The organism is Thiomicrorhabdus sp. zzn3, assembly GCF_029767755.1.
Taxonomy (GTDB): domain Bacteria; phylum Pseudomonadota; class Gammaproteobacteria; order Thiomicrospirales; family Thiomicrospiraceae; genus Thiomicrorhabdus.
Genome location: NZ_JARUQS010000001.1, coordinates 510182 through 533264, shown reverse-complemented (window position 1 = coordinate 533264; position 23083 = coordinate 510182). Strand labels below are relative to the sequence as shown.

16 protein-coding genes are annotated in these 23083 nt (G+C 51.6%); 6 read left to right on the top strand and 10 right to left on the bottom strand.

The features are described 5' to 3' along the window. Positions 1 to 64: 64 nt before the first annotated feature. The 5 genes from mutS (at position 65) to QCB44_RS02360 (ending at position 7657) form a co-directional block, all read left to right on the top strand. The gene (gene mutS, locus QCB44_RS02380) at positions 65 to 2698 is read left to right on the top strand and encodes a DNA mismatch repair protein MutS (RefSeq protein WP_279407728.1); all 2634 of its coding nucleotides are present in this window, start codon (positions 65 to 67) and stop codon (positions 2696 to 2698) included. Positions 2699 to 2812: 114 nt separating this feature from the next. After that, positions 2813 to 3355, top strand: coding sequence for a cytochrome b (locus QCB44_RS02375; protein WP_279407727.1), 543 nt, complete (start codon positions 2813 to 2815; stop codon positions 3353 to 3355). Between the two features lie 28 nt (positions 3356 to 3383). Continuing rightward, a complete protein-coding gene (locus QCB44_RS02370; protein ID WP_279407726.1) occupies positions 3384 to 4220 on the top strand; it encodes a DUF5718 family protein in 837 nt (278 codons plus the stop codon). A 30-nt stretch (positions 4221 to 4250) separates the two neighbouring features. Beyond that, a complete protein-coding gene (locus tag QCB44_RS02365) occupies positions 4251 to 4805 on the top strand; it encodes a DUF1415 domain-containing protein (RefSeq protein ID WP_279407725.1) in 555 nt (184 codons plus the stop codon). A gap of 140 nt (positions 4806 to 4945) precedes the next feature. Then, positions 4946 to 7657: a cation-transporting P-type ATPase gene (locus tag QCB44_RS02360; RefSeq protein WP_279407724.1), complete on the top strand. Its 2712-nt coding sequence runs from the start codon at positions 4946 to 4948 to the stop codon at positions 7655 to 7657. 71 nt (positions 7658 to 7728) lie between these two features. Here QCB44_RS02360 and QCB44_RS02355 read toward each other — a convergent pair whose 3' ends face one another. After that, positions 7729 to 8508, bottom strand: coding sequence for a carbon-nitrogen family hydrolase (locus QCB44_RS02355; protein WP_279407723.1), 780 nt, complete (start codon positions 8506 to 8508; stop codon positions 7729 to 7731). A 164-nt stretch (positions 8509 to 8672) separates the two neighbouring features. Between QCB44_RS02355 and QCB44_RS02350 the strand changes: the two genes are divergently transcribed. Continuing rightward, the gene (locus tag QCB44_RS02350) at positions 8673 to 11585 is read left to right on the top strand and encodes a choice-of-anchor O protein (RefSeq protein ID WP_279407722.1); all 2913 of its coding nucleotides are present in this window, start codon (positions 8673 to 8675) and stop codon (positions 11583 to 11585) included. A gap of 166 nt (positions 11586 to 11751) precedes the next feature. Here the strand turns inward: QCB44_RS02350 and QCB44_RS02345 are convergent, their stop codons facing one another. The 9 genes from QCB44_RS02345 to QCB44_RS02305 all read right to left on the bottom strand — a co-directional run bounded on the left by QCB44_RS02345 (position 11752) and on the right by QCB44_RS02305 (position 22579). Next, positions 11752 to 11916, bottom strand: a complete 165-nt coding sequence (locus QCB44_RS02345; RefSeq protein WP_279407721.1) for a DUF3012 domain-containing protein — start codon at positions 11914 to 11916, stop codon at positions 11752 to 11754. Positions 11917 to 11942: 26 nt separating this feature from the next. Continuing rightward, positions 11943 to 12902 (bottom strand): DUF5666 domain-containing protein, encoded by a 960-nt coding sequence (locus tag QCB44_RS02340; RefSeq protein ID WP_279407720.1) that lies wholly within the window; start codon positions 12900 to 12902, stop codon positions 11943 to 11945. 77 nt (positions 12903 to 12979) lie between these two features. Further along, complete coding sequence (locus tag QCB44_RS02335; RefSeq protein WP_279407719.1) at positions 12980 to 13843, bottom strand: DUF6502 family protein; 864 nt, start codon at positions 13841 to 13843, stop codon at positions 12980 to 12982. Between the two features lie 348 nt (positions 13844 to 14191). Continuing rightward, complete coding sequence (locus QCB44_RS02330) at positions 14192 to 14545, bottom strand: DUF3240 family protein (RefSeq protein ID WP_279407718.1); 354 nt, start codon at positions 14543 to 14545, stop codon at positions 14192 to 14194. After that, positions 14542 to 17652 carry a CusA/CzcA family heavy metal efflux RND transporter gene (locus QCB44_RS02325; RefSeq protein WP_279407717.1) on the bottom strand — a complete coding sequence of 1037 codons (3111 nt, stop codon included), beginning with the start codon at positions 17650 to 17652 and terminating at the stop codon, positions 14542 to 14544. The genes QCB44_RS02330 and QCB44_RS02325 overlap by 4 nt, the downstream gene beginning before the upstream one ends. After that, entirely contained in the window at positions 17652 to 18893 is a 1242-nt protein-coding gene (locus QCB44_RS02320; protein WP_279407716.1) for an efflux RND transporter periplasmic adaptor subunit, read from the bottom strand. Before QCB44_RS02320 ends, QCB44_RS02325 begins: the two co-directional genes overlap by 1 nt. A gap of 132 nt (positions 18894 to 19025) precedes the next feature. Then, positions 19026 to 20351 (bottom strand): TolC family protein, encoded by a 1326-nt coding sequence (locus QCB44_RS02315; RefSeq protein WP_279407715.1) that lies wholly within the window; start codon positions 20349 to 20351, stop codon positions 19026 to 19028. Positions 20352 to 20537: 186 nt separating this feature from the next. Further along, positions 20538 to 21896, bottom strand: coding sequence for a sensor histidine kinase (locus QCB44_RS02310; RefSeq protein ID WP_279407714.1), 1359 nt, complete (start codon positions 21894 to 21896; stop codon positions 20538 to 20540). Continuing rightward, positions 21893 to 22579, bottom strand: coding sequence for a response regulator transcription factor (locus QCB44_RS02305; protein WP_279407713.1), 687 nt, complete (start codon positions 22577 to 22579; stop codon positions 21893 to 21895). Before QCB44_RS02305 ends, QCB44_RS02310 begins: the two co-directional genes overlap by 4 nt. Positions 22580 to 23083: the final 504 nt, after the last annotated feature.

Genomic DNA, 23083 nt, shown 5'->3' with positions numbered 1-23083 from the left:
AATATCGCCTAGCATACCCTTTTTTAGTTTTGAATCAACTTCACCCGATACAACAACCAGCAAAATGACCGAAAAACAGACCAAACACACCCCCATGATGCAGCAATATCTGGCGATCAAAGCCGAGCATCCCGATCATCTGCTCTTCTACCGCATGGGGGATTTTTATGAGCTGTTTTACGACGATGCCAAGAAAGCGGCTGACCTGCTCGACATCACCCTGACAGCACGCGGCAAATCCGGCGGTCAGCCGATTCCGATGGCGGGCATCCCCCACCACTCTGCCGACGGCTATCTTGCCAAGCTGGTCAAGCTCGGCAAATCGGTGGCGATTTGCGAACAGATCGGCGACCCCAACACCAGTAAAGGACCGGTCGAACGTAAGGTGGTGCGCATCATCACACCCGGCACCCTGGTGGAAGAATCGCTTCTGGAAGACCACCAGGAAAACCTGCTGGTTTCTATTACCCTGCATAACGATCACTTCGGCTTGGCCGCTCTGGATGTCGCCAGCGGACGCTTCGAAGCAACCGAACTGGAAAACGCCACCCAAGTCGGTGCCGAAATCGAACGCTTAAAGCCTTCCGAACTGCTGCTGCCGGACGACGATCTGCTGATGCAGGCTTTGCCAGAAAGCGTGCTCAGTCGCAGCGGCCGGGTACGCTATCCCGGCTGGCACTTTGAAGTCCAAAGTGCCCGCAAACGGCTGTGCGACCATTTCGGCACTCAGGATCTGGTCGCCTTCGGCTGCGAACAGAAACCCGCGGTGATTGAGGCGGCCGGCGGCATTCTGCACTATGCGCGCAGCATGCTGCAAAACGCCCTGGAACACATTCAGAGCCTGCACACTTATCAAACCGACGAAAGCCTGGTGCTGGACGCCATCAGCCGCCGCAATCTGGAGATCGACACCAATTTAAGCGGTGGCCAGAATAATACCCTGGCGGCGATTCTCGACCATGCCGCGACCGCCATGGGCAGCCGTCTGCTGAAACGCTGGCTGAATCAGCCGCTGCGCAACCGCGATAAAATCAATGCGCGTCTGGATGCGGTGGAAGAGATCATTGCCCTGCAAAATGACGAACTGTTACGCCAGTCGCTGAAACAGATCGGCGACATGGAACGCATTCTCAGCCGGGTTGCCCTCTATTCGGCGCGTCCGCGCGACCTGTTGCAACTGGGGCGCGCCCTGAACACCTTGCCCGAACTGCATACCTTGCTGGAAAACCATCAGGTTCAAAAACTGCAAACCTTGGCGCAACAGATCAACCGCTATCCGGAACTGGCCGAGGAACTCGACCGCGCCATCATCGACAATCCGCCGGTATTGATCCGCGACGGTGGCGTCATTGCCGAAGGCTACGATGCCGAACTCGATGAACTGCGCAACCTCAAGCATGAAGCGGGCGATTACCTGCTGCAACTGGAACAGCGCGAACGCGAACGCACCGGCATTCAAACCCTCAAAGTCGGCTATAACCGGGTACACGGTTATTACATCGAAATCAGCAAAATTCATTCGGACGAAATCCCGGCCGATTATGTGCGCCGCCAAACCTTGAAGGCACAGGAACGCTACATCATTCCCGAGCTGAAAACCTTTGAAGATAAGATCCTCAGCGCAGGTGAAAAAGCCCTGGCACGGGAAAAATGGCTCTACCAGCAGCTGTTGGAAACCCTTAACCAGTCGCTGCACCCGCTGCAAAAAACCGCTCAGGCGCTGGCGGAACTGGATGTGCTGACCAATCTGGCCACCCAGGCGATGGCCCTCAATCTAACGCGTCCCGTGCTCAGCGAAGAGCCCGGCATGCGTATTTCCCAAGGCCGCCACTTGACGGTCGAAGCGCTCTCCAGCGACCCCTTTATCCCCAATGACACCGAATTTAACGAACGGCGCCAACTGCAGATCATTACCGGACCGAATATGGGCGGTAAATCCACCTATATGCGCCAGACCGCATTGATTGCCCTGCTCGCCTATATGGGCAGCTTCGTCCCGGCAGATAGCGCGACCCTCGGCCCGATTGACCGCATTTTTACCCGAATCGGTGCGTCCGACGACCTGACTTCCGGGCGTTCGACCTTTATGGTTGAGATGACCGAAACCGCCAATATTCTCCACCATGCCAGCGAACAATCGTTGATTTTAATGGATGAAGTCGGCCGCGGCACCTCCACTTTTGACGGTCTGGCGCTGGCTTGGGCGATTGCCGAACAGATGGCCGCGCACATTAAAGGCTACTGCCTGTTTGCCACCCACTATTTTGAGCTCACCGCCTTGGCGGAGCAATTTAACAATACCGTCAATGTCCATCTGGATGCGATGGAACACGATGACAAGATCGTCTTTCTGCACCAGGTTCAGGAAGGCCCGGCGTCACAGAGTTACGGTTTGCAGGTGGCGGCTTTGGCAGGCGTACCGCAAGCGGTCATTCAGCGCGCCAAGGAACATTTGATTGAACTGGAAAATCAAAGCCTGCAAACCGCTTCTCAAGACAGGCTCAACCGGCCTGTTCAAAATAAAGCCAGCAACGCAACCGCCGCAGTGCAGTTTGATCTGTTTGGCAGTGGTGAGCCGGATCCGAAATTGCTGGCCCTAAAGGAGGCGGTCGAAGCACTAAAACCGGACGAGACCACTCCGAAACAGGCTTTGGAGACACTCTACGCCCTCAAGCAACTGCTTGACGCACCGAAATAGGTGCCTGTTAAGCATCAACAAGGCATAAATTGCAAACACCTTGTCATCAAAGCCACCTAAAATAGAGCAAAAAAATACCAACACATTCCATAAAAACCATACGAGGATACCCAAATGGAACTGAAAAACAGCGCACAAACCTTCGGCGTGGTCAGCCGGGCTAACCACTGGCTTTCCGCCTTTTTGTTTATCGGTCTGATTGCCCTGGGCATCTACATGCACGAACTGCCGCGCAGCCCGGAAAAGTTTGAACTTTACGATCTGCACAAGTCATTGGGGATCGGCCTGTTGATGCTGATGATTCTGCGTCTGGTATGGCTCAAAGTCAGCCCGAACCCGGAACAGCTTTCCCATAACAAATTCGAACACATTTTGGCGCACAGCGTGAAAGGCATTCTCTATCTGGCAATGCTGGTTATGCCGATCTCCGGTTGGATCATGTCCAACTCCGGCGGTCATGAAGTGGCGTTCTTCGATCTATTTGTGCTGCCAACCCTGGTCGGTGAGAACGACACCGTTCACGAGATCGCCGAAGGCATTCACGGCACGGTCGGGCCGCTGATGATTGTGGTCATTCTGCTGCATGTCGCCGGCGCGCTGAAACACCACTTTATCTATAAAGACAACACGCTGAAGCGCATGCTCGGCAAAAAATAACAACACAAAATATTACATTAGCAATACGATGAATTTTGATTTAACCCAAACTCTGTGTTTCGGCATCGCCGGCAACTTCGCCCACCACTTGGAGCAAGCCGGTGAAAACGCCGATTTTGTCCATGTCACCACCGAAGCCGAAAACGCCCCCAAAGGCTTGTTTCCCTACTATGTGCCCGGTTCGGATCGCTTTGTCGGCACCTATCCGCTGTCGCACTCGCACATCCGTTATCCGCAAAATATGGAACGCAACGCCCATCTGCATCTCGAAGCGGAAGTGTGCGTGCTGTTCGATGTGACCTACCATGATCAGAAAGTCGTCGACCTGACGCCCAAAGCCTTTGCGGCGTTCAACGACTGCTCGATCCGCAAAGAAGGCGCGAAGAAAATCAGCGAAAAGAAAAACTGGGGGCCCAGCAGTAAAGGGGTCTCCGCCAGTTTTCTGCCGCTCACTCAGTTTGAACGCGGCGGTGAGATGGATCCGTTCCACATCGCCTCGTTTGTCAAGCGCGACGGACAGCTGCATGCCTATGGCGAAGACAGCCCGGTGCTGACTTACAACTATTTCTACACCCAGCTGAAAAATTGGATTCTGCACCAGCTCAACCACCAGGCGGATTTCGGTCCATTGGAAGACCTGGCGGCGATTATTCAACAGGCCGGCTGTCCGCAGCAGTTTATGATCAGTCTCGGCGCCACCAGCTATACCGCGTTTGGCGAAAGCGTCTTCCTACAGCCGGGGGATTCTCTTTCAGTGTATGTGTATGATGCCAGTCAGAACGCCCTGCAAGACATCGAAGCACACGCCAATGGCGCAGAGATTGCCTTGAAAAACGCCTCTGTATTGCAACAGCATGTCATTTAAGGTGTTCAAACGCATAAAGGCAGACGGACAATGACCGATTCCGCATCTCAAATTGAACAGGCCTGCCGAAACTGGCTGGAACAGGTGGTGATCGGTCTTAACCTGTGCCCGTTTGCTTCCAAACCCTATCTGGACAATCAGGTGCGTATCGTCGTCAGCGACTGTGAAGACGAAACCTGTCTGCTCGAACAGCTGCAAACCGAGTTGACGTGGCTCGCCGATCATGCTCCCAAGGAGATCGAGACCACCTTGATCGCGCTACCGTATATGCTCGGCGACTTTTACGACTACAACGATTTTCTGGATTTGGCGGAAGGCCTGCTGGAAACTCAGGGCTGGAGCGGTCATTTTCAGCTCGCCAGCTTTCACCCCCATTACCAGTTTGCCGGTACCCAACCCGATGACTGTGAAAACCTCACCAATCGGGCCCCCTACCCCATTCTACACCTGATCCGCGAAGCCAGCCTGGAACAGGTGCTGCAACACTATCCCAACCCCGAACAGATTCCGGAGCGCAATATCGAAACCGTCTGCGGTTTAGCCGACACCCAACTGCGCGCACTGTTCCCCTATCTTTTCAGATAACACCGTTAATCGATTTTCATACAATCTTAAGTTTGCATCTTTATCTTCCGTTTCCGGTTGGTTTATAGTGTCCATACAGCCTGGATTTCAAAAGGCTTATTTGTCAATGGCTCACCCCTTATTTTCCGAGCGAGGCGACTATGAAATGGTTCCAGCAAAGCGTTGAGCGCATTGCCGAACGTTTGAAAACCGATATGCAAACCGGCCTGTCCAGCGCCCAAGCCGCTGAGAAGCAGACGCATTTCGGTGCCAACAAGCTGGTGCAAACGCAACAGGCCTCCCCCTTCAAAATTCTGCTTAATCAGCTCAAAAACCCGTTGCTGGTGATTCTTTCCATCGGCGTGCTGCTTTCCCTGTACAGTCAGCATATCAGCGATGCCATTGCCATCGGCGTGATCATCTTGATCAACGCCACCATCAGTTTTGTGCAGGAATATCGGGCACAAAAATCGATTGACGCCCTGCGCAAGATGGCGGCACCGCAAACAACGGTCATGCGTGATCACCAATGGCAAACCCTCGCGGCAGCGGAACTGGTACCGGGGGATATTGTCAAACTGGCCCACGGCGCCACCGTGCCGGCCGATGTACGCCTGTTTGAGAGCCATCAACTGCAAGTGGATGAATCCGCCTTGACTGGCGAATCGGAACCGGTGCATAAACATTGCGATGCGATCACAGAGGAGAGCACCGCATTGTGCGACCAGCGCAACATGGCGTTTATGAGCACACATGTGGTGCATGGTCATGCGTTGGCGATTGTTTGCGACACCGGCATGCACACCGAAGTGGGAAAAATCGCCCACCTGATGCAAACGGCCGACACCCAGCTGACCCCCCTGCAACAACGGGTACATAAGCTCTCCAAAGTGCTGATTGCCGCTGCACTCGTGGTGGTCACCATTGTCATGGCCACCGGCCTGCTCGGCGGCATGAATACAGAGGACATCGTCGCCACCGGCATCTCTTTGGCGGTGGCCGCCATTCCCGAGGGAATGATGACGATCCTCACCATCGTGCTCACTCTTGGCGCCAAACAGATGATGCACAACCAGGGCCTGGTCAGACAACTCGCTTCGGTGGAAACCTTAGGATCCACTTCGGTGATCTGTACCGATAAAACCGGCACCCTGACGCAAAACAAAATGCAGGTGACTCAGTTCTGGGTAGCGGGCGAGTACTACCATGCGGAAGGTTCCGGCTATGAAGCGCACGGCCAGATCCGCGACGCCGAGGGCCAGCCGGTGACCGCGCAAAGCGGCCTGCATCTGGATCACTTTTTTACTATTTCCGCTTTGTGTAACGATGCCCAATTGATTCACCACACAGATCGCACCGCTCTGCATGGCTTGCCCACCGATGGCGCCCTGCTTTCACTCGCGGAAAAATCCGGCTTGTCGCTGGACAATCCGAATGAGGATTTAAAACTGATCAAACGCTTTCCGTTTGACTCCAAACGCAAAATGATGAGCGTGATTATGCGTGATCGCAAAGGCGATCACTGGCTGTTTTGCAAAGGCGCGCCGGATGTGGTCATGCATCATTCCGAAGCTTTGCAGCTGCAAAATCATCTGGGCGATCTCCCCAGTGACAACCAAATTATCGCTGATGTGGTGGAACAGTTTGCCCATCAAGCCCTACGCACCCTGGCGATCGCCTATCGCAAACTGCAGCCGGACGAGATTCATCAGCCGCATGACGAATTGGAGAATAACCTGATTTTTATCGGCATTCACGGCATTATGGACCCACCGCGTCCCGAAGCGACACAAGCGATTGCCGAGTGCCACTCAGCCGGGATTCGCGTGATCATGATCACCGGAGACCACGCCGCCACTGCTCTGGCGATTGCTAAGCAGATGAACATTGTCGATGAAACACTGGATTCGCAAACGCAATCCGAGGTCATTCTCACCGGCCATGATCTGAATACCCTCTCCGATGAAGAATTAAGACAAAAAGTACACCATATTCATGTATTTGCCCGCGTCACCCCCGAGCACAAACTGCGTATTGTCCAAGCGTTGCAAGCCAATGGCGAGGTTGTAGCCATGACCGGCGACGGCGTCAACGACGCCCCGGCCTTGCGAACCGCAGACATGGGCGTGGCCATGGGCATCACCGGCACCGATGTCGCCAAGGAATCCGCCGACCTGATCCTGTTGGACGATAACTTCGCCACCATAGTCCATTCGGTGCGTGAAGGACGGCGTATTTACGACAATATCCGCAAGTTTATCCGTCAAGACTTGACCACCAACGTCAGCGAAGTCTCCGCGATTCTGTTTGCCTTTATTTTGCTGATTGAAGACCCGTTACTGACTTTAGCCCCCATGATGATCCTGTGGATCAACCTGGTCAGCGACGGTCTGCCCTCTTTGGCATTGGGAATGGACGGCGAAGAGCATGACGTCATGCAACGTCCGCCGAGAAATCGTGAAGAGCATTTTTTCTCCGGCGGCATAAGCCAAAAAATCCTGATTCGCGGTCTGGTGATGGGAGCGGTCACCTACCTCATGTTCCAATATGCGATGAATCACGGTTACAGCCAGGCCTATGCGCAAACCCTGGCTTTTATGACGTTGATTTTCGGCCAGTTGGTGCTGATTTTCGACAGCCGCACCTTCAGCAGCCTCTATCGACGCAATCCGTTCGGCAATCTCTGGGTGGTTGGTGCCGTGCTCATCGCCGCCAGCTTGTCGCTGCTAATGGTCTATCTGCCGCTCGGCAACCTGGCCTTAGGCACCGCTCCGCTAGAACCGATTCATCTGGCCATGATTCTGTTTATCGCCGCCCTGCCGACTTTTGTACTCTCCGCCATTAAAGAAATGTTTAAGCTCAAATGGCTATAACTGTTTTGCATTTAGGCCTCTAAAAACGGAACAGGCCTGTTCCGTTTACCAGCAACAAAATGAAACAAGATTCACTTTCTGTCCTGTAAAAACGGGAATTGTTGACGCACCTGTTTGACTTTTTCTGTATCCACTGTGAACAAGCCGTATTGCTCGACTTCCGGCCAATGCGCCAGCACGTCACCGAGCGGATCCACCACCATGGAGCCGCCCGCATAATGCAAACCGTTCGCGTCCGTTCCGGTGCGATTGACTCCAACCACAAAACACTGGTTTTCAATGGCCCGCGCCTGCAATAGGATTTCCCAGTGGCGCTGGCGGCTACTCGGCCAGTTGGCAATGACAAACACCATTTCCGTTTGCGGCATCACCTTGCGGAACAGTTCGGGAAAACGCAGATCATAACAGATGAAAACACTGCACGGCACGCCGTCAATTTCAAATAAAACGGTTTGGCTGCCGGCCTGATAGAAGTGTTGTTCGCCAGACAATGAAAACGGATGGTTTTTAAGATAACAAGCCTGTTCATTCCCATTTCGATCGAATACCAAGGCACAGTTACGGGCCAAAACAGGGGCCTCCCTCGTCATCCCATCTATACGCTCCGCAAAACCGGCGATCAAATAGCACTGATGCTGACGCGCCAAATTCATCAACCCTGGGTAAACGGCTCCCTGTTTCGTTTCGGCAACGTTCTCGATATCCATGGAAAAACCGCTGTGAAACAGCTCCGGCAAGACCAGCACATCAATATCTTCATCGGAAAGCTTTGCAAGCTGTTCAGCCAGCTGCTGCATATTGGCTCGCGAATCTTGCCAAACACTGTCCATCTGTAAAACGGCTAATTTCATATCCAAACGGTTTCCTTTATGCCAACTTCATAGCAAATTGATTTAAATCACATTTAATCTAAAAAGTAGCAGATTCACCCGAACGGGGGATTAAATACGTAATCGTTAGGTGTATAGTGAACTATGCGTACATAAACTTTATAAAAAAACACCTGGAGGATCACATGAAACCTGTTTCCCCTCGTCCCCTAGTCGCAGCACTGGCTGTGCTCATGGGGTCTTCAATCACACTGAGCGGCTGTAACAGCAGCTCTTCATCGGGTGACACCACCTCGGACACGACCATTAAAACCGGTACCTTTGTCGACTCACCCGTCAATGGTTTGACCTACAGCGGTGATGTCAGCGGCACGACATCCGATGGTGGAAAGTACCGCTTTAAAGAAAACGGCATGGTCACCTTCTCACTCGGTAGCAAGGTTACCCTGGGCACCCTCAAAGGCAGCACCTTCAATGTTTCTCCGTTGGATTTCTTTGAAGGTGCTGATGTCAACGACCCGCGCGTGGTCGCCATTCTCATCTTATTGCAGTCTTTGGATGAAGACAACGACGCCGGCAATGGCATCAATATCTCCAACAGCGCGATTGCCGAACTGGAGCGCGTACTGCAAGAACGTGGACTGCTCGATGGCATCGACTTTTCGGAAATGACGGTTGAAGAGGCCCGCACCTTTATTGACGCCACTTTAATCCCGACGCTCACCGATGTAGTCGCCGCGACACCACCTACCGCAGAGGGCGATGAAGATGGCGTGGTCACCGAAGAGGAAGCGGTTGAGCACTTTACCTTCACCACCATCGGTGGCGACATCACCTTGCATAAAAACATTTCCCGCACGCCAGGTGCTGGCAGTGGCGGTCACAGCATCACCAGCATGATGCTGCACACGGAACAATATCACGCTTCCGGTGAGGCCTCAGAGGAAACCGCTTTAACACGTCCTCTGCTGGTCAGTTACACCGACATCGTCACCGGCGATTTCCAGATGGGTACAGGGAGTTCGGAAATCCCGGACATCGACCATGTGGCCGACACTTTTGTCGCTTTGTCGCTTGACAAGGGAGTGAGCTGGAAGCCTATCAATATTTCCAATACGGCAGACAAAAGTTCGATTCAAGTCGACTTCTGGGGTGACGGCGTCAAGCACGACTACTACGGCCACTCATTCAAACCGGCGATCAAAACCGAAGGCAATAAAGTCCTGGTCGCCTGGAACGATAAATACTGTCCAAGCGGCAACCCTTCGGAATTGGCCGATCCAAGCACGGAAGATCTCTATCTGGTGAACGGCCCGCAAGGCACAATTAACTATGAAGGTATTGAAACTTATGGTGAAGACGTTGTGCCAGCGCATGAAGTGCCTTTCAGCTGTGTGTGGACGGCGCGTGGTGTTTTCAATGAAGAGACTCACGATATTGACTGGCACGCTCCGATGCAGTTAACGTCTGGACGACGCGACTCCAACAAGATCACCATCGCATCCAGCGAAGAAGGGTTTGTGGTGGCCTGGCAGGAAGACCCGGTTGGACTGCGTCCTGGTGGCGGTGCCGGACCGGGTGAAGGCTGGAGTGGCGCGTCCACTAACCATAGAACCGATATCTGGTACAGCTACATTCCTATGCAAGACGAAATGGGGAATGACTATTTCGCGGCCACTGAAGAAACGACAGATACTTCTGTGAAACCCCAGTCATTACACAATCTTTCTTATCCGGTACCGATCAGCGACAACGCGGTCTGTAAGCAGGAAAACGTTGATTCAGGAACCAGTGCGCTTTACTGTGCCAGTATCTGTGCCGCTAATGGTTACCTAGACGATCCAGAAAGCAATGATGACGGTAAATGCTACACCAGTGAACTGGATCCAATCCGTGCCATTTACGACCCAACCAGTACCGCCAAACAGCTTCTGAATGGGGATACTGGAGCTTCTCGACCGATTCTTGGTCTGTTCGGTGACAATGTCATCCTCGGTTATGAAGAGACCAAAGGGGAAGCGGAAAGCCTGCCTGGCGTGCCGAATACGGAAACGCTGGACAGCATTCCGGTGGAAGATCAAGGTAAGATTGCCTATGTACACTCGTTTAAGATGACAGAACCTACCCCGGTTTCTGCGGGTACCATTGTCAACGATCTGCGTGTGCCGGAAGAAGCGACCGAGGATAACCCGGACCGTGATCCGGTATTGGAAAACGTGCGTCGTTTGACCATGGTCAGCCAAGTCGATGCTTCTGAAGCGACAGCCGACAATCACCTATGGGGCATTCTCTACAAGTCCGGCATTGAAACCCAGGGGGCTTCATCGGACATGTATTTACGTCTGGCCAAAGGCGGTTACTCGGTTGATGACCTGAATACGGTCGAAGACATGCGAACCATCATGGGCGATGAAAACTGGAGCTCCCACAGCTGGAACTTGAGTTCACGTACCGCCGATGCCGAAGAAACCGTCATTGGCACTTGGGATGCGAGTAACCTGGACGATGCCACCTGGGAAAACAACTGGGAGAATACCTTCTCACCACGCGGCTTCCTCCGAGGTGACACCATCTTTATCGGTTATGAATACACCCAGTCATGGCGTGTTGCCTCGGTCGGTCACCTGTCCAACAATTTCAATGTCATCCGTTCGTTTGACAATGGAAGCACATGGCAAGAACCGATTAATGTATCCAACATTTCCAATAACATCATTACCACTCTGGATCCGCGTTTGATTCCGACCTCGGAGCCGATTCCAGGACAGGAAACAGCAGCACCGAACACGGTCTTTGTGACTTACGGGACGGCGGAGATGGCCACTGGACTGGAGTTGGATCTCTATGTAACCCGATCCACCGACAATGGAGATACCTGGGATACCGTTCCGGCCACCATTGACGGCTCGCCAACCAACGAAGCGATTGTTAACTCGGTTGCCGAAGAGAAAGAGGTGCAGAACATCGCTTCTCCGGACGGCAGTACCTTGTACACCATTTGGCTGCAAGAGTTGGATCCTGAAGAAGCCCCTGAAAGCGCCGCAGATTATCTGCTCGGCAGTGACATCTGGGGACAGCGTAAAGATTACACCGAATAATCGATCTTGGCGTAATCCCTAAACACCATGATTGCATCCAACGATGCAATTATGGAATTCCAATTTAAGCAACGAAAATAAAAAAGCCGGTCCTCATTTGAGCACCGGCTTTTTTTTGTGACGATTCTTGATGCATCAATATGCAGATGACTGCATACACGCTCTCTTATTTTAGGAGGCAATGCTTGGTGTAATCGGATGCTTCATTCGCCGTCCATTCGCCCTTCGGCTTCTCTTTCATCTGCGCACACCATTCTTCGCTGCCGACTTCAGCCGAACAGCCCGAGATGAGCAGAGTTGCCCCCAATAAAATCGCATAAATCCCTTTCATAACCAATCCTCTTTATTGTACATAGCTTAACGGCGTCCGCTGCCACCCATTGCTGGTGCTCCCATCGGCGAACTCGATGCATTTCGATTCACCCCCTGAAGTGAATCAATGGTACGCCCCGTGCCCGACAGACCGGAACGAGATGATTGTACCCTATTCACCCTATCTGTGCGGTTTACAACAGTGGACTGGTTTGAATTGGCGGCTTCGAGATCCTTGCCCAACATTTTAATTTTTGGCTGAGTGGAAAGCCCTTGTTTCAAATTCACCAATTCACCGGCACGGTAAGCCCTTAACCAATTCTCCTGCATCACCACACGATTAACCTGATCAGAGAAGCTGACATCCGGCACTGCTTTCAGCCAGGATACCGCTTCCGCCTGAGGCTCTACCAATGTGGCCTGCCAAGCATTTTCGCGCTGATTCGTGCCTTGTTGATAAACAGGCAAGCCGCTGATGCGTACATACTCACCTACTTTCAGCTTCAGCGTCGAGTCCAAATGCGTGGCCTGATCGATATATACCCTTTGACCGTTGACCAGAATTTCAGTCGCCATATCCAAGCTTGTTAACGCCTCAATCTTGCCGGCTAACGGATAATAGATATGAATAGCCGCCGTGGTTGTCTTGTCGTTATCAAGGTGGGTTTCCAGCCACACTTGCTGTCCTAGACGCAGCGCACTTGCCGGCAAACCATCACGTCGCTCGGGCAAGTTACTGAAAATTTGCGTTTTTTGGCCAAGCCCAACTTCAATGCCATTCACCCAAATACTGCCGAACTGGTCAATCGTACCGATAATACCGGTTCCACCAAAACCTTTCGAAGTATGGCCGGTGCCGCCAAAACCACTGTCCAATTCCATGGAGTGGCGCACCGCATCCAATGTTGCCAATTGAATAGGCTCTCCGGTTTTACCGGTACCACCGAAACCGGAAGAGGCCTGCTCGGAATAAATCGGCTTTAAGTCAGTTGAACCCGACTTCACAGAATCATTGCTTGAACAGGCAGCAAGTGAAGCCAAGCTCAAGAATAGCAAGGCCTGTAAAAGCCATTTCAGGGCGTTCACTGTTTTGGCCCTTTTTCTGAGGAATCGTCATCACTCAACGGTTCATCACGATAGAAGTAGCTACCAAAATGCATGCCGTATTGGTGACTGCCTTGTGCTTGATCTTGCTGTTGCAAACGGCTCGCCATCTGATTGACTTCGGTCAACAGATTGAGCGACCCTTCTTTGGCAAAAGCTTCCAACTTTTGGACTGATTGCTCGCTCAAATCAGTGTAATAAACCGCCCGATCAAACATCGGCACCGATTCTCCGGCCAGATTATGGGTCACAACCGAAAGGTGATCGCCAATGTTCTTACCGGCAAAAAACAGCTTTTCTTCAAAATCGGCTTCAGGCACATAGCCGGACTCTTGCAAAATAACCAGACCTTGGCAATCCAACTTAATCACCCCTTTGTGCAACCAATCATCAAGAATCGAACGGGGATGCACATCCCGGGTCACACAGCGCACCATAGTATCAAACGAACGCTCATTGCCTTCCGAATTGCGTGGCAGCGGTTTTGGATTGCCGTGTTCATCCATGTAATCGGGGTCGCCCAGCCAGGTGGCCATTAACTGGGCACTCAAACTGGCTTTGCGTTCTTTGACATCCAATTCGGATGGGGCTTCTTCACGAATGCGCTTGACTTCTTTACGATGCACGCCGGTCAACACACTGATGCGGCTATCTGTCTGCTTCTTACCTTTAATGGTAAATTCCTGATCGGCCACCTCCACGTAAGTGGTTTTCAACAGATCAATCACCGCCGTATAGGTAATGCCCTGACGCAGTAATAGACTAACCAGCGGCCGTAAAATCTTTTTGATCGCTTTAAATAATGCAGTTTGTTGGGTATCGGTAATTTCTTTCATATGCATATTGTATCAAAAAAAAATTGACATGGTAATTTTTTACATTTAAACTCAACCCCGATCCTTAAATAAATGGTATTTTTTTACATTAACTATCGCAAATTAATGCGAAAAGCGCCATTGTTTTTTTCATGTAGTCTTAAAATCTCTTCTTAGAGATCTTTCAAGTGATCCTCATTGCCCGTTAGTGACATTTATTAACGGGCTTTTTTTATTCCTGAATTTAAGATGCCTGACGGTTTTAGCCGACACTGTTTTCAGAATCGCCTTAGATAATGCCGTTCCTAAAAACACAACAGGCCTGCTCAGAATTAAACCGAGCAGGCCTGTTCAAAATTCAATTGAAATGGATACTTACAATTGACCGTGTTCGATCAGAGGCAGAATCCGGTAATTGATCGTCGCCGTCGGCAACTCCTGTTTAATGTTCACCAATAACTGGCGAGCCAGGGCTTCTGAGCACTCGATCTGCACCATCATCTTATTTTGATAGCCAGCCACCTGCTCTCTGACCGTGAGGCGCTCCTGTGGCTGTCCATACCCTTGGGTTTGAATCACGGTAAAAAACAGGGCCGGCTTTTCCGCCAACAAGCAGTCCACCACATCATTCACCTGATTGGCAGGCAGGATCAGATGCAACATCACATTATGCTCCTCCATCACATGCGTGACGGAAGAGTCGGTCAAGTTGGTCATGGAATTCGTCATACCGTTTCCACTCCTTTATTTTTTGTCGCGTCTACCAGCCCCAAAGAGCGCAAGCCGAACAGACGATAAATAATCGGTAAAATCAATAGAGTCAGAATCGTGGATGAGATCAAACCACCAATCACCACGATCGCCAACGGTCGTTGAATTTCCGATCCCGGTCCGGAGGCGAACACCAAGGGGATCAGCCCGAGCGCGGCAATACTCGCGGTCATCAAGACCGGACGCAGACGACGCATCGCCCCTTCGACCACGACCTCTTCAATCGGCAGCCCTTGTGCCACCAACTGGTTGAAATAACTCATCATCACCACTCCGTTGAGTACAGCAATTCCCAGCAATGCGATAAATCCAACCGAGGCCGGTACCGACAGATATTCGCCAGTCAACCATAAGGCCACTACCCCTCCGATCAAGGCAAACGGAATATTGGAGAGCACCATGGCCGCTTGCCCTGCGGAACGGAACGTCGAAAACAGAATCATAAAGATCAGCACCAGGGCCACCGGCACCACAATTCCTAAACGCTCCGCAGCGCGCTGCTGATTCTCGAACTCACCGCCCCAGACAAAGTAATAACCGGCGGGCACATCGAGTTGCGACGCTTTCTGTTTGGCCTCTTCCACAAAACTCACCAGATCACGCCCGCTGACGTTCGCCACCACCACCGAGAAGCGTTTCCCCAGCTCGCGCTGAATCGAGACCGGTCCGTCCACTTCGACAACCTGAACGATTTGGTTCAACATGACGGAACGCCCGTCATCCAGAACATAAGGCTGATTCAAAAACTCCAACTTGGACGCGCGATGCAACGCATCCGCACGCACCAGCAGCGGTACTTGACGGCTGTCTTGATAAATCTTGCCCACCGGCATCCCTTCCAGATAGGCGCGCAAACGGCTTTCCAAGGCATCGACCGAAATCCCCAAACGTCCGGCCTGATAGCGGTCGACTTGCAACTGCAAATATTTCATGCCGTCGTTTTGCGAGGTGAAAACGTCTTCCGCTCCATCAATCGTTTCAATCAAGGCCGCCATTTTTTCCGCCGTATCCGTAAGCTTCTGCGGGTTATCACCGAAGATTTTAATCGCAACATCGCCGCGTGCGCCGGTCAACATCTCATCCACCCGCATCTGAATCGGCTGGGTAAAGGCGTAATTAATGCCCGGAAACTGGGTTTCCAAAACATGACGGATCTCTTCGATCAGGGCCTCTTTAGTCTGCATGCGCCACTGCTCTTTGGGTTTGAGCACCAAGAAACTGTCGGTATCGTTCAAGCTCATCGGATCCAGACCGATTTCATCCGACCCTAAACGCGCCACGATGCGTTCGATTTCCGGAACTTGAGCCAACAAAGCTTTTTGCACCTGCTGATCAATCCGTTTGGATTCTTCCAGAGAGATCGACGGGATTTTTTCAAGCTGGACAATCAAATCCCCTTCATCCATCTGCGGCATAAAGGTCTTGCCCACTTGGGTATAGAGCAGCCCGGCGATGACCAAAGCCCCTACCGCCAGTGACAAGACCAGCTTATCGTGCTGCAACACCCAACCAAGAACCGGGCGGTAAAAACGCGCGACCTGACGCATCAGCCAGGGCAGATCATGCGATGGCTTACCAAGAATATAGGAAGCGATCACCGGGATAATGGTCAACGACAGAATCAGGGCGCTGCCAAGGGCAAAGACAATCGTCAACGCCACCGGCACAAACAGCTTCCCTTCCAGCCCCTGCAACGTCAGCAGCGGCAGGAACACAATCATAATAATGCCAATCCCGGAAATGACCGGCACCGCCACCTCTTGCAACGCGCGGTAGATAATGTGCAGCTTAGGCAAGCGTCCATGATGCAGTTCCGCCTCCTTAGCCTGATGGGTGACGATATTTTCAACCACCACCACCGCGGCATCGACCAGCATTCCGATCGCAATCGCCAAACCACCCAGAGACATCAAGTTGGCAGACAGGCCAAACCCGTTCATGAAAATAAACGTCATCAACGCGGACAGAGGCAGGACCAATGCCACCGTGACCGCAGCGCGCACATTCCCCAAAAACAGTAACAGCAACAGCACCACCAACACGACCGCCTCGACCAAAGCCTTTGAAACGGTATGAATCGCCTTGTCAATCAGGTTACCGCGATCGTAAAACACATTGACGCTGATGCCTTGCGGCAACGCCGGTTTCAACAACTCCAACTGTTCGCGCACCCCTTTAATCACATCACTGGTATTGGCGCCGCGCAGACCGATCACCAGTCCTTCCACCGCTTCGCCCTGACCGTTTTCGGTCACCGCGCCGTAACGGGTCAGCGCTTCGATACGCACCTCGGCGATATCGCGCACATGCACTGCACGCCCTTCGCGTGTCGCCACCACAATATCGCCAATATCGTTCTCATCCTCTAAATTACCCAGGGTGCGCACCAGCAGCGCTTCCTCCCCCTGAGTCAAACGCCCGGCACCGTCATTGCGGTTATTGGCTTGCAACGCATCGGTCAACGCCGTAAACGGAATATTCATCGCCGCCATTCTGGCGCTGTTAGGCACCACCGCATAGACACGGGCCTCACCACCGAGGGCATTGACATCCGCCACCCCCGGCACTGCTCGCAACGCCGGACGAATCACCCAATCCAACAGGTCGCGCTTTTCCATATTGCTGAGAGTGTCACCATCAATGGTAAACATAAAGATGTCACCCAACGGCGTCGTCATCGGGGCGATCCCGCCGGAAATCCCCTCCGGCAAGTCGACTCCAGAGAGACGCTCGGCAATCTGCTGTCGCGCCCAATAGATATCGGTGCCTTCGACAAAATCGATGGTAATGTCAGCAATCCCGTATTTACCTAAAGAGCGCAACATCTTTTGACCGGGCACGCCGAGCATTTCCATCTCAACCGGCACAATGATGCGCGACTCAACCTCGGAAGGTGTCATGCCCGGTGCTTTCATGATAATCTTCACCTGAGTTGGGGATACATCCGGGAAGGCATCAATCGGCGTTTTTTGAAACGCCATCCACCCGGCTGACACCAGCCCGACCGCCAACAGCAAAGCCATCATGCGTTGGGCAAGAAAAAAAGCCATAAACCGTGACAGCATTATTCCGCTCCTTCCTGCGTCGCTTCTTGATCAGTCTCTTCCGCCGCAGCCAGCACGGATAACATCGCGGCACTGCCATGCGTCAACACCTGCCATTGCGATAGATCTTTTGGCTGATCGCCTTGCAAGGCGACCGCCACACGCTGATGCGCTTGATCGAAGCGCGTGACCGGCTGCACGCGAATCCAGTAGTTGTTGCGTTTGTCCAGCAGAAAAATCACCGGTTGCCCATCCAAGCTGGTCAAGGCATTGGCGGGCACGTCATAGTAGGTGCTGCCACCGCTTTCATGAATGAATTCAACGCGCTCCAAAGCACCGGCCGTTAAATGCCCTGCTTCATTCGGAAACAGGCAGTGCACCTCGACGGTCTGCGTCATTGGATCGGCCTGATGACTGATGTAGGCAATTTCTCCGGCCACCTGTTTGTTGAAGATCCGTGCTTTTTGCCCCACCTTCAGGGTTTTAGCGACTTCAATCGGCACAAACACCCCGGCCACCAAGCGGTTTAGTTCCGCAAAACGCGCAATCGGCGTATTCATCTGCAGGCGCATCCCTACCGCCACCTGCATATCAAACAACTCGCCCTTTTCAGGTGCTTTAATGGTTAAGGTCGCAGGCTGAAGGCGATGCGATTGTTTTAACTGAGCGACCGCTTCTTGGCTCATTCCCATTAACATCAGATCTTGTTCCAGCTGCTGAACTTGTTGTTTCAAGGTGGCCAGGCGACTTTCCGTGGCTAACAGTTGCTTCTTGGACACCACACCGGATTGAACCAGGCTACGCGCTCGCTTGGCTTCTTGCTGAACCACCTTGAAGTCGGCGCGGGTGGCCAGATAATTTTCTTGACGCTTGAGCAAATCGGCACTTTGCAGTTCGACAATCGCCTCGCCTTGTTCAACGGAACCGTGCACTTTAAAAATCTGCGTCACCAAGCCATCCATCGGTGCCGCCAGCCACTGGGTGTGTGCCATAGGCAGTTCCAAGTTCGCCGGATAGGCGTAGCTTTTTAACTCCGACACGGGGTTCAAGTCGGCAAAATGCAAGCCCATCGCCTGCTGTTGTTCCTGAGTTAAAGAGACCACCTGATTGGTTTGCGCCAGCACTGGCATCGTGCAGAATAGCAAAGACAGGACACTGCCTTTCCATAACGCCGGGAATCGCGACAAAACACCTTGAGAGGCGACGGTGCCGCTCTGTTTGTTAGCTAACGTAAGCGAATTTAAAACGGGACTGACTGACATAATGATGTTCTCTCATTTCACGTTGTGTTCCCTTTTTTAAAGGGATGGCTATTGTTTGAATCGAGCAAACACTGTCGATTGAACAGGCCTGCTCACTTTGTAATCTCAAATGAATAAACCGCCAAAGGTTCTCTAGGTCAGGCTGATGCCTAGCGCCTGACGCAACAGTGCATACGCTTGATACACCCTGACCTGTTGCAGCTCCACTTCCATCAAAGCCTGCAGTGCCTGTTTTTGCACCTGGAGCAAGGTTTGAATATTGGTTTCCCCCAATTCGTAGGCTTTTTGAGCCATCTCCAGACTTTGTTGAGCCAATTCGACCTGCTGTTGGGATGCGACTAACAGCTGCTGCGCTTGCTGCCAGGCTTGATAAGCTTGCGTCGCTTCAACCTCCAGCGTTTGCAAGGTTTTCTTCAATTGGGTTCGTTGCTCAATGACACTTTGATTCTGCTCGGCCAGCTGAGCCCGGTAGGCCACCGGTTGCCCCAGAGGAAAACTCATTTCCACCATCAAGCTGGTTCGCGCCGCCGTTTGATCATCTTCTTCCGATTTAGCCCCCACAAACAGCTCGGGACGGGATTTGGACTGCGCCTGAACCAACAGTTTCTGCGCCTGCCTTTTTTCCAACTGAGTACTCTCCCAAAGCAGCAGAGGATGCTGCGCCAAACGCTCCAAGAATTTCGCCAGCGAGGTTTCCTCGACTCCTGTCATACGGGCATCAGACGCTTCATTCATATTTTCAGGCAGTTGTGAAAACCCGCTCCAATAGCGGTATTGATCCACCCATTGTTGATACTGCCCCTGGGCTTGCAAGGTACGTTGCTGCGCCGCAGCCAATTCCTGACGGGCCAACACCAAATCCATTTGCGGGCTTTCTCCGGCATTGACCAATTCGGAGACTTTCTCTACCAAAGCAGACACTAATCCTTCATTTTGCTGGCTACGCTGCCAGGCCACCTCCGCCGTCTTGAGCTCCCAAATGACGCGACGAACGTGTAAAGAGGTCTGCCAATTCAAAAGCGTTCTGAAGGCCGTACTCTCTTTCTCAGTCTGCTCGCTCATTTGTCCATAGGCATTGGATTGCTCGCCGAAATCCAACGGCATAGAGACGCCGGTCTCCCAACTTTGAAAACCGGTGTCGTCGGTCAACGCATCGCTTTCGTGACGCACTGACAGGTTCACCCCGTTCGCCAGCCAGGACGACGATGCGGAATGATATTCAGCGGACAGGGCTTCCAGCCCCGTCAGCGTCTGCTGTTCCGGTTGTTTGGCTAACCAGGCTTGGACAACCGATTGCAGCGTTGGCAAAGCGTGCGCCTGTTGGCTTGCCGCTTCGGCAGAGGCCTGAACACTGGCTGGCGCCGCCCATAGCCAAGCCGCACACAGTACGCTACTTACTGATATCGCCAAAGGTTTCATTTGAAGACGCGTCTGTGACGCCGTGCTAGTTGAATTCATCCGCAGAAACTGCATAAACCGACTCCATTTTGAGTTCATGGCCGTTACTCTACAAAATCAAGCTGAAACGAAACTGAAAACGCAATAAACGAACAAAATCAGTTTGAGATCACATAAAAAAGGAGAACATTAAGGGGGCCAACATCCCCTTAATTAAAAAGAACAATGAAATATCGCCTCTGAAATTTATATCAAAGGCAATTTGATGGTCACTTGCAGGCCGGACAACGCCGGAGTATGGGCAATAAAACGCTCGCCTTGGGAATAGATCACCTCTCCTGAGTAGGCCTCGACAATCTGCTTGACGATCGATAGTCCCAGACCGTGTCCCGGCCGGGATTCATCCAAACGCGTTCCGCGCTGCTGCATCTGCTCCATTAATGATTGAGCGACGCCCGGCCCGTCATCTTCAATCTGCAAAACCAAACAGGCCTGGTCGGTTTTTACCACAATGCGAATGGTTTGACGGCACCATTTAGCCGCATTTTCGAGTAAATTACCCAGCAGTTCAAACAGGTCCTCGCGGTCAAACGGCAAGGCGTGCTTGACATCTATATGTGTTTCAAAATGCAACGCCTTATCTCGATACAGTTGCGCCATGGTTGCGGTTAAATCATCCAGATCTTCCGGAAAGCGGAAGGTATTCAAGGTCATGCCTCGGCCGGCCGTCTTCGCCAGGCTGAGCTCTCGTTCGATCAAGTCATACAACCTCTGTGCCTGCTCCTGTAAGGCCTGCTTTAATTGTGGATGCGCATCCAACCGCTGATCATCCAGTAACTGGTAAATCAGATTCAAGGGCGATTTCAATGCATGCGCCAAATTTCCGGTTGCCTGACGAGAGCGTGCTAAACGTGCCTGTAATTGTGACAACGCTTGATTTAAGGTATCGACCAGAGGTTCAATTTCACTCGGCACCTCGGCCTGAATCGCAACCTGTTTACCCTCTTGGACATCATTCAGGGCCTGCTTGACCGGCTGCAAAGAGTCAAAGCCTTTCTTCAAGATTCGGCGCTGCGTCCACAATAAAGCCGCCAACCCGAATAGAGAAAACAATGCGAACAGAACATCAAAGGTTTTCAAACTCTCCTGAATCGGGGAGTGATCTTCAGCCACAAAAAGGTAACCGCGATACCCCTGGTATTCAAAAGGCACTCTCAACACCAACGCATTAAAGCTGTCCGGTTCATGGGTTTCATAGACCGCATCAGCAAGGCTTTCACTTACCGGCGAATAAAACAGGTAGCCTTCCAGAGACGGCGAGGTTTGCGTACGAATCAACGCAGGCGGCTTAGACTTAATCAGGTAATAGTGGCCCGACCTGGGGCGCTGGTAAATCACTTCCGCGGCATTGGCAGAGAGGTGCCACTGACCCTCTTTAATTTCTAAGTGCTTCAGCAAGGTTTCCGCGTCATGTTCAAGGCGTGTCACCACATAACGCTCAGTGAGTTCGTGAATGGTGTAGGTCATCACCCACCAGAAGGCGACAAAAATTCCCACCAGACTCAACGTCAACGTATATGAGAGCTGCTTTTCAAGCGATTTCATTTGGGTTCCTCAGGCAAGGTCGTGACAAAGCGGTATCCCTGTCCGCGCTGGGTTTGTATCCGTTCTTTGCCAATCACCTTACGCAAACGGCGAATATAAACTTCTAATACATTACTGTCGCGATCGTAATTCTGATCGACAATTTTGGCCATAATATCCGACTTTGACAGCAGTTTATTTGGATGACTCATTAAAAAACGCAGCAGTCTAAATTCCGTATGCGTCAGATCATGCTCGAGACCATCTTCCGTGGTCACTCGCTGAGTTTCTACATCCAAGCTTAAACCGTTACTCTCCAGAACCGAGTTGACGCCCCCCTCAACCGAAGAACGTTTTAACAGATTTTGAATGCGGATCAGTAATTCTTCAAAATGAAACGGTTTGCCCAAATAGTCATCCGCCCCTTTTTTTAAACCTTCAACACGCTCTTGCCAGCCATTGCGGGCGGTAAGAATCAAAACCGGGGTCACATGCTGTTGGGCGCGTAAACTTTCCAGTACTTCCAACCCCGGCTTTTTGGGCAGCCCCAAATCCAAAATGATCAGATCATAGGGGTGCTCATTGATAAGATAACTGGCTTCCTCGCCGTCGGCCGCCCAATCAACGACGAATCCATGTTGAGTAAACTGTTTGACCAAGCTGTTGGCCAACAAAGTTTCATCTTCTGCTAACAAGAGTTTCACTACTCGCCTTCCAGTTTTTTTATCACATTGCGCACTTCAAATTCGGTTCTGGTGTGATCGAACCACCCCACCCAATCGATTTTAAACTTAAAAATAGCGCTTTGGTCACACTCATTATATGAACTAAATAGCACGTTTTATCCTCACGCACTCTAAAGGCAAATGCTCTTTCAATCAATCATAAATCTGAAAACCTGAATTTTTCAATCCCAAAACAAAGACCGAAAAAAACAAAATAACCATTTGATTTAAATGACTTTATAAAACCTCTTCGCCTGAAACCTTCAAATAATCCAACTCCATTTTGATAAAAAAATTGCAAAAAACCTTTGACATGGAAAATTTTCACATTTAAACTACGCCTCAACAAATGGAAAAAAACTCCATTTTTATTTAAACGGGTGGTGACTTAATCCACTGTTTCTATACCAGTAACAGCGCGCATTAAATCACTTTTTCTTTTAATCAGAACTCAAACGTTTTTAACAACGTCAAAAGGAAATG

What these genes read in the sequence shown, in the direction of transcription:
- mutS (WP_279407728.1), top strand. Translation starts at nt 65, where the DNA reads ATGACCGAAAAACAGACCAAACACACCCCCATGATGCAGCAATATCTG.
- QCB44_RS02375 (WP_279407727.1), top strand. Translation starts at nt 2,813, where the DNA reads ATGGAACTGAAAAACAGCGCACAAACCTTCGGCGTGGTCAGCCGGGCT.
- QCB44_RS02370 (WP_279407726.1), top strand. Translation starts at nt 3,384, where the DNA reads ATGAATTTTGATTTAACCCAAACTCTGTGTTTCGGCATCGCCGGCAAC.
- QCB44_RS02365 (WP_279407725.1), top strand. Translation starts at nt 4,251, where the DNA reads ATGACCGATTCCGCATCTCAAATTGAACAGGCCTGCCGAAACTGGCTG.
- QCB44_RS02360 (WP_279407724.1), top strand. Translation starts at nt 4,946, where the DNA reads ATGAAATGGTTCCAGCAAAGCGTTGAGCGCATTGCCGAACGTTTGAAA.
- QCB44_RS02355 (WP_279407723.1), bottom strand. Translation starts at nt 8,508, where the DNA reads ATGAAATTAGCCGTTTTACAGATGGACAGTGTTTGGCAAGATTCGCGA.
- QCB44_RS02350 (WP_279407722.1), top strand. Translation starts at nt 8,673, where the DNA reads ATGAAACCTGTTTCCCCTCGTCCCCTAGTCGCAGCACTGGCTGTGCTC.
- QCB44_RS02345 (WP_279407721.1), bottom strand. Translation starts at nt 11,916, where the DNA reads ATGAAAGGGATTTATGCGATTTTATTGGGGGCAACTCTGCTCATCTCG.
- QCB44_RS02335 (WP_279407719.1), bottom strand. Translation starts at nt 13,843, where the DNA reads ATGCATATGAAAGAAATTACCGATACCCAACAAACTGCATTATTTAAA.
- QCB44_RS02330 (WP_279407718.1), bottom strand. Translation starts at nt 14,545, where the DNA reads ATGACGAATTCCATGACCAACTTGACCGACTCTTCCGTCACGCATGTG.
- QCB44_RS02325 (WP_279407717.1), bottom strand. Translation starts at nt 17,652, where the DNA reads ATGCTGTCACGGTTTATGGCTTTTTTTCTTGCCCAACGCATGATGGCT.
- QCB44_RS02320 (WP_279407716.1), bottom strand. Translation starts at nt 18,893, where the DNA reads ATGTCAGTCAGTCCCGTTTTAAATTCGCTTACGTTAGCTAACAAACAG.
- QCB44_RS02315 (WP_279407715.1), bottom strand. Translation starts at nt 20,351, where the DNA reads ATGAATTCAACTAGCACGGCGTCACAGACGCGTCTTCAAATGAAACCT.
- QCB44_RS02310 (WP_279407714.1), bottom strand. Translation starts at nt 21,896, where the DNA reads ATGAAATCGCTTGAAAAGCAGCTCTCATATACGTTGACGTTGAGTCTG.